Source organism: Vibrio cholerae ATCC 14035 (assembly GCF_000621645.1).
Classification (GTDB): Bacteria; Pseudomonadota; Gammaproteobacteria; order Enterobacterales; family Vibrionaceae; genus Vibrio; species Vibrio cholerae.
The window spans coordinates 1-6,004 of record NZ_JHXR01000050.1; the positions used below are offsets into that span (position 1 = coordinate 1).

11 protein-coding genes are annotated in these 6,004 nt (G+C 42.9%); 10 read left to right on the top strand and 1 reads right to left on the bottom strand.

Features of this window, described 5'->3' with window-relative positions; all coding sequences use genetic code 11:
- The first annotated feature begins 165 nt into the window (after positions 1 to 165).
- The 10 genes from T411_RS0115385 (at position 166) to T411_RS01000000119665 (ending at position 5,849) form a co-directional block, all read left to right on the top strand.
- Entirely contained in the window at positions 166 to 423 is a 258-nt protein-coding gene (locus tag T411_RS0115385) for a type II toxin-antitoxin system Phd/YefM family antitoxin (protein ID WP_000861987.1), read from the top strand.
- The gene (locus T411_RS0115390; protein WP_000807826.1) at positions 411 to 713 is read left to right on the top strand and encodes a type II toxin-antitoxin system RelE/ParE family toxin; all 303 of its coding nucleotides are present in this window, start codon (positions 411 to 413) and stop codon (positions 711 to 713) included. The genes T411_RS0115385 and T411_RS0115390 overlap by 13 nt, the downstream gene beginning before the upstream one ends.
- A gap of 161 nt (positions 714 to 874) precedes the next feature.
- A complete protein-coding gene (locus T411_RS0115395; RefSeq protein ID WP_001025027.1) occupies positions 875 to 1,456 on the top strand; it encodes a hypothetical protein in 582 nt (193 codons plus the stop codon).
- A gap of 242 nt (positions 1,457 to 1,698) precedes the next feature.
- Complete coding sequence (locus T411_RS01000000119655) at positions 1,699 to 1,947, top strand: DUF3709 domain-containing protein (RefSeq protein WP_313904856.1); 249 nt, start codon at positions 1,699 to 1,701, stop codon at positions 1,945 to 1,947.
- 264 nt (positions 1,948 to 2,211) lie between these two features.
- Positions 2,212 to 2,649 (top strand): hypothetical protein, encoded by a 438-nt coding sequence (locus tag T411_RS0115400; protein WP_012706054.1) that lies wholly within the window; start codon positions 2,212 to 2,214, stop codon positions 2,647 to 2,649.
- 148 nt (positions 2,650 to 2,797) lie between these two features.
- Positions 2,798 to 3,724, top strand: coding sequence for a hypothetical protein (locus T411_RS0115405; RefSeq protein ID WP_000377815.1), 927 nt, complete (start codon positions 2,798 to 2,800; stop codon positions 3,722 to 3,724).
- 139 nt (positions 3,725 to 3,863) lie between these two features.
- Positions 3,864 to 4,250, top strand: coding sequence for an MmcQ/YjbR family DNA-binding protein (locus T411_RS0115410; protein ID WP_001015083.1), 387 nt, complete (start codon positions 3,864 to 3,866; stop codon positions 4,248 to 4,250).
- A gap of 228 nt (positions 4,251 to 4,478) precedes the next feature.
- Positions 4,479 to 4,757, top strand: a complete 279-nt coding sequence (locus tag T411_RS01000000119660) for a DUF3709 domain-containing protein (RefSeq protein WP_032473865.1) — start codon at positions 4,479 to 4,481, stop codon at positions 4,755 to 4,757.
- 285 nt (positions 4,758 to 5,042) lie between these two features.
- A complete protein-coding gene (locus T411_RS0115415; RefSeq protein ID WP_027694910.1) occupies positions 5,043 to 5,438 on the top strand; it encodes a DUF3465 domain-containing protein in 396 nt (131 codons plus the stop codon).
- A 177-nt stretch (positions 5,439 to 5,615) separates the two neighbouring features.
- Positions 5,616 to 5,849, top strand: coding sequence for a DUF1289 domain-containing protein (locus T411_RS01000000119665; RefSeq protein ID WP_001894924.1), 234 nt, complete (start codon positions 5,616 to 5,618; stop codon positions 5,847 to 5,849).
- Here the strand turns inward: T411_RS01000000119665 and T411_RS1000000120525 are convergent.
- A partial coding sequence (locus tag T411_RS1000000120525; protein WP_211251927.1) for a hypothetical protein occupies positions 5,825 to 6,004 on the bottom strand: 180 nt, incomplete at its 5' end. The genes T411_RS01000000119665 and T411_RS1000000120525 overlap by 25 nt on opposite strands.

Sequence of the window (6,004 nt, forward strand, 5' to 3'; positions counted from 1 at the left end):
CGCGTGGCGTTTCCAGTCCCATTGAGCCGCGGTGGTTACGGTTGGTGTGTTTGAGTTTTGTGTTATGCGTTGTCAGCCCCTTAGGCGGGCGTTAGCCGTTTGAAAACTTGCTATGCTCAGAGTGATAGAATAGTATCACTTCAGTGTTTCTTTGGAGCAGCTCAAATGAAAGTAGAACTTGTGACGTCACTAAAACGTCAGGCCACTAAGATCCTTGCCGATCTTCATGATACGAAAGAGCCAGTATTGATAACTGAGCACGGAAAACCGTCAGCTTACCTTATTGATGTAGACGACTATGAATTTATGCAAAATCGTTTAGCGATCCTGGAAGGTATTGCTCGTGGAGAGCGAGCTCTAGCGGATGGCAAAGTGGTCAGCCATCAAGATGCTAAGGACAGAATGTCAAAATGGCTGAAATAATTTGGACGGAGCCGGCTCTATCCGACCTGAATGATATTGCTGAATACATCGCGCTTGAAAATGTCGTGGCTGCTAAACAACTCGTGCAAACCGTTTTTACAAAAGTTGAACGTTTGGCCGATTTTCCAGAGTCTGGGCGCGTCCCTTTAGAACTAGAACACCTCAATTATCGTGAAGTCGTTGTAAATCCGTGTCGTGTTTTCTATAAGTATGATGATGCAAAGGTTCGTATTCTTTTTGTTATGCGTGCGGAGCGAGATTTGCGTCGGTTAATGCTTACGAAACAGTAGGTTTGGAAAAAAACGGCTAACAAACGCCTCAAGAGGGACTGTCAACGCGCGGCGTTTCCAGTCCCAATGAGCCGCGGTGGTTTCGGTTGTTGTGTTTGAGTTTAGTGTTATGCGTTGTCAGCCCCTTAGGCGGGCGTTAGTGTGATTAAGAGGAAAAACATTTGAATATACCTCATGAAACGCAGTTTTTCGGTAATTTGGTGGATTTGGATTGTTATGTACAAGACTTATTATTGATACTTGAGAAAACAGAAAGTATTGAGCTTGGTAGTAATTCTGACGGTCTTACTTGTGACTGTTTTCCTGACGTTACCCGAAAAAGCCATATTGTTACTGTGCTAATTGTTCTCGAACGGGAATTCTCTGCATTTTGTAATCAGCTCAAGCTAGCAACCGATCAGCCACTAAAGTGGAATGATCTAAAAGGTAGTGCTATTGAAAGATTTATTAAGTATTGCTCGTCAGTTTGTGGTGTTACCGCACCAGAAAATCCGTCAAATCTCCAAGATGTTAAAGGGTTAATCGAACTACGAAATTGTATCGTTCACAATGACTCTTGCATTGAGGGGTTTTCTAAAGCTACTGCAATAAAACAATTAGCTTCCCGATACGACGGTATCGACATCAATGAAGGTTATATAACTCTTAGTCATGATGCTTGTATCAGGCTTACGGTTGTTGCTTTCAACTTTTTAGAAAGCTGGTATCACTCAGTATTAAATCATTTAACTCCATCACACTAACAAACGGTTCAAGAGGGACAGCCAACGCGTGGCATTTTCACTATGCGTTGGTTTTTGTGGTTACGGTGTTATGCGGAAGCTTGGTAGTGGCGTTGGCTGCCCCTTAACCGGGCGTTATGCTTAATCCATAAAAATCAGTAGGTTGTGGTTGTCGACTCCTTTGGTATTTCGTTCATGTTTTTTCGGCAATTCAATATTGTTTTTCGCTGCCTAATGAAGCGGCAATGTATCTGGCGCTGTAAATTCTGAGTGATTGCCTCATTGGGCTTTTGAGTCCACGCGAGGTGAGTTTTGCTCTCTCAAGTCGCTTTGAGCAGTTTGGTGCCTTTACTTATAGGCTTAAAGTTTGTCGGCAATTGAGCATTGTTTTGCGCTGCCTAATGAAACGGCAATGTGTCTGTCGCTGTAAATTTCAGTGTTATTACCTCATTGAGTTGTTGTGCCAATGTGTGGTGAGTGAGTTTGTCGGAGAGGGTTTCAACATTAGCTGAGTTGATAGATGAAACTCTGCTTTGGTCAGTTCATAGGTAAAATTTGAGTCAGTTCTAACTCAAGGAAATTCGAAGTTTGGTTAATGATTTCAGTGGGTTACTCTTGAGTTGGTTCAAATGTAAAGTGTTGAAGCTTAAGCATAACAAACGCCTCAAGAGGGACTGTCAACGCGTGGCGTTTCCAGTCCCAATGAGCCGCGCTGGTTTCGGTTGTTGTGGTTGAGTTTAGTGTTATGCGTTGTCAGCCCTTTAGGCGGGCGTTATGTGAATTTGGTAATTCCTACCCAAAATGGAAATTGTAGAAAAGGAAAAAGAGTGAATAAAATAAGGAAAGAGCCTTTGTTGGCAGAGGTTGAACGTCGACTAGCGAAGCCTATTTTTGGTGAGCGTAATAAAAATTGTGTTGTTGTACGGCTAAATGATGACCTGACAGAAAAAAATAGTATTCAAGAAAGCACATTTAAGCTGAGAGCTCATGGTTTTAAAGCCAGTATTAGTAATGCTAGAGATTCTTCTTTTGTGGTATTAACGAATGCCAAAGGTGTTGCTTTAATAGGGAGCATTGTTGATGTTGAGCCACATGAAGAGCTTGAAGGACGAATTAATATCTATTTCAGGGATCCTTGCCATATTGATTCCGATGAGTTGGCTAAATTCGTAACTTGGAACAATAGCAACCCAGTTCGCACAATACGTCTGTAAAAATTCACATAACAAACGCCTCAAGAGGGACTGTCAACGCGTGGCGTTTCCAGTCCCATTGAGCCGCGGTGGTTACGGTTGTTGTGATTGAGTTTAGTGGTATGCGTTGCCAGCCCCTTAGGCGGGCGTTATATGCTAGTGAGGCAAAATGGATAGTTTGAACTCATTTCGTAATGTGACAGAAAGAGACATTGATCTCCTATTGATTGAAGAGTTACAAGTATCACCTAGCTTTGCAAATTGGTTTGTTTACAAAGCTCTGGGAGAGGCTACCACTGTAAAATCACTCGGAGTGTGGCATTCAGTTTCTGACGCTACTTTGGGGGAGTCAGATCTTATTTTTAAATTCCAATCTGACAATGGAGTTGTTGAAGGTCTTTTGATAGAAAATAAAATTGATGCAGACGCTCAACCTGAACAAGGTGAGAGATATCAGCTTCGAGGTCATAAAGGTAAAGAGCAAGGATATTGGGAAGATTTCAGAACATGCATATTAGCTCCTCTGGCCTATCTAGAAAGAAATATAGAGCCATATGACTGTGAAATTGCATATGAAGACATTATTGGCTACTTAAAGTCCAAGAATAGTGCACGTAGTAATTATCGTGCTAATGTCCTGACTTCTGCAGTTGAAAAGCAAAGAAGAGGATATGTTTCATGCGTTTCTATAGCGATGACAGAATATGCCAGAAAGTATTTAGAGTACGTTTCTAAATATCATCCAGAGCTTCGGCCAGAAAAAAGTAAACCAAGAGCAGAAGGGCATACTTGGATTAATTTTTACCCTTTTGGTGTAGAGAAAAAGATGCCGATTGTTCATCAAATTTATGGTGATGCGGTGAAAATTATGTTTTTGGCTCAAGCAGAAAGGTATGAAGAGTTATCACTCATCTTCAACGATTTCAATGCCCATCCATTAGTGGTCAGGCAATCTGGAAAGTCAGTTATTGTCGAGGTCAAAGTCCCAAGCATAGACCCTATTATTGAAACGTTCGAAGCTTCATTTCCAGCAGTCCAAGAGGCTATCAAGGTTGCGCTGGATTTGTATGCTTATTGTGTTGAAAAACGCATATAACAAACGCCTCAAGAGGGACTGTCAACGCGCGGCGTTTCCAGTCCCATTGAGCCGCTGTGGTTGCAGTTGTTTGTTTGAGTTCAGTGTTATGCGTTGCCAGCCCCTTAGGCGGGCGTTATGAGGCTATAGGAAAACAAAGATGAATCACGATGAGTTCAACCAATTTTGTCGTTCCTTTCCTGCTACTACATACGTGGTGCAATGGGGTGGCTCCCATGTTTGGAAAGTGGCGGGAAAAGTGTTTTCTATTGGCAGTATCGGCAAGGATCAGCACCCCGTTTTTACTTTCAAAACATCGGATTTGAACTTTGAGTATCTGAGTGAACACGATGGTTATATTCCCGCCCCTTACTTCGCCAACCGAGGTATGAAGTGGATCCAACAAACGGAGACGTCAGGTGTATTAGACGAAGAGTTGAAGTATTACTTGTCTGAGTCCTACCGTCTTGTTGTGCTCGGGCTTAGTAAAAGGTTACAGAAAGAGTTGGGAATTACGTCAAGAGCAGACGGTGAATCCGCCTCATAACAAACGCCTCAAGAGGGACTGTCAACGCGTGGCGTTTCCAGTCCCATTGAGCCGCGGTGGTTGCAGTTGTTGTGTTTGAGTTTGGTGATAGTGCGTTGCCAGCCCCTTAGGCGGGCGTTATGCTTAATCCATAAAAAATCAGCAGGTTGTGATTGTCGATTCCTTTGGCATTTCGTTCTGGTTTTGTCGGCAATTCAATATTGTTTGTCGCTGTCTAATGAAGCAGCAATGTATCTGGTGCTAAAAATTCAGTGTTATTGCCTCATTGCAATATTGAGTCTGCGCGGGGTGAATGTTGCTGGCTCAAGTCGTTTTGAGCCGTTTGGTGCCTTTACTTACAGGCTGAAAGTCAGTCGGCAATTGAGCATTGTTTTTCGCTGCCTAATGAAACGGCAATGTGTCTGTCGCTGTAAATTTCAGTGTTATTGCCTCATTGAGTTGTCGCGCCCATGCGTGGTGAGTTGGTTTATCGGAGAGGGTCTCCACATTGGCCTAGTTGCTAAATGAAAGCCTGCATTGGTCAGTTCATAGGTAAAAATTGAGCCAGTTCTAATTCAAGGAAACTCGGAGTTTGGCCAATGATTTCAGTTGGTTATCATTGATTTGATTAAATGTAAAGTGTTGAAGCTTAAGCATAACAAACGCCTCAAGAGGGACTGTCAACGCGTAGCGTTTCCAGTCCCATTGAGCCGCGGTGGTTACGGTTGTTGTGGTTGAGTTTAGTGTTATGCGTTGCCAGCCCCTTAGGCGGGCGTTAGGTGAATGGTCAGTGGATTGAACAAGGACAGTTTTATGAAATGGTTTTTAGCTTTTTGGCTCGTTCTCACAAGCTGTTTTTCGGTTAGCTTGTATGCCAATGACGCCGTTTTACAACAAGCTTATCAATCGCAGCAAAGTGACTTGCAAGTTCAAGGACTTGGACAAGTAGTAAAAGTGTTGCCCGACGACAATGATGGTTCGAGGCATCAAAAATTCATCTTAAAGCTCAATAGCGGACAAACATTGCTGGTTGCACATAACATCGACTTAGCACCAAGAATTCCGAACTTGAAAGTTGGCGATAGTGTTGAGTTTTATGGTGAATACGAATGGAACAAAAAGGGTGGGGTTCTTCACTGGACTCATAAAGATCCTCAAAATCGTCATGCTCATGGTTGGTTAAAACACAATGAGCAGGTGTACGAGTAAATTCACCTAACAAACGCCTCAAGCGGGACTGTCAACGCGCGGCGTTTCCAGTCCCATTGAGCCGCGGTGGTTTCGGTTGTTGTGTTTGAGTTTAGTGGTAATGCGTTGCCAGCCCCTTAGGCGGGCGTTATGTGTTTTTCTGGAAAACTTTCATAGCTCTGCGCTTATAATTCAGACGTGAGGTGCACTATGTCTGAAAATCAAAACGTTAAAAGAGCTGAACCGATTGAAACGTGTTCATATAAGAGTCCTTGTGTTCGTCATTGTTGTTTAGATGACAAAGACATCTGCATAGGTTGTGGCAGGACTATTGACGAGATATGTCGTTGGAGTAGTGCAACAAATAGCGAAAAACAAGAAATATTAATCAATTGCTTAGCTAGAGTTCAGGGCCGAAATATATCGACATGAAGCATCTTAGTCTTGTGTATATGATAGTTTTTTATCGAATGCTGTTTGGCATAAATGCCTTTCGCTACCCCTTTAAATGGAAGGGTGGGCATCAGAAACACACACATAACAAACGCCTCAAGAGGGACTGTCAACGCGCGGCGTTTCCAGTCCCA

What these genes read in the sequence shown, in the direction of transcription:
- T411_RS0115415 (WP_027694910.1), top strand. Translation starts at nt 5,043, where the DNA reads ATGAAATGGTTTTTAGCTTTTTGGCTCGTTCTCACAAGCTGTTTTTCG.
- T411_RS0115410 (WP_001015083.1), top strand. Translation starts at nt 3,864, where the DNA reads ATGAATCACGATGAGTTCAACCAATTTTGTCGTTCCTTTCCTGCTACT.
- T411_RS0115385 (WP_000861987.1), top strand. Translation starts at nt 166, where the DNA reads ATGAAAGTAGAACTTGTGACGTCACTAAAACGTCAGGCCACTAAGATC.
- T411_RS0115390 (WP_000807826.1), top strand. Translation starts at nt 411, where the DNA reads ATGGCTGAAATAATTTGGACGGAGCCGGCTCTATCCGACCTGAATGAT.
- T411_RS01000000119660 (WP_032473865.1), top strand. Translation starts at nt 4,479, where the DNA reads ATGTATCTGGTGCTAAAAATTCAGTGTTATTGCCTCATTGCAATATTG.
- T411_RS0115405 (WP_000377815.1), top strand. Translation starts at nt 2,798, where the DNA reads ATGGATAGTTTGAACTCATTTCGTAATGTGACAGAAAGAGACATTGAT.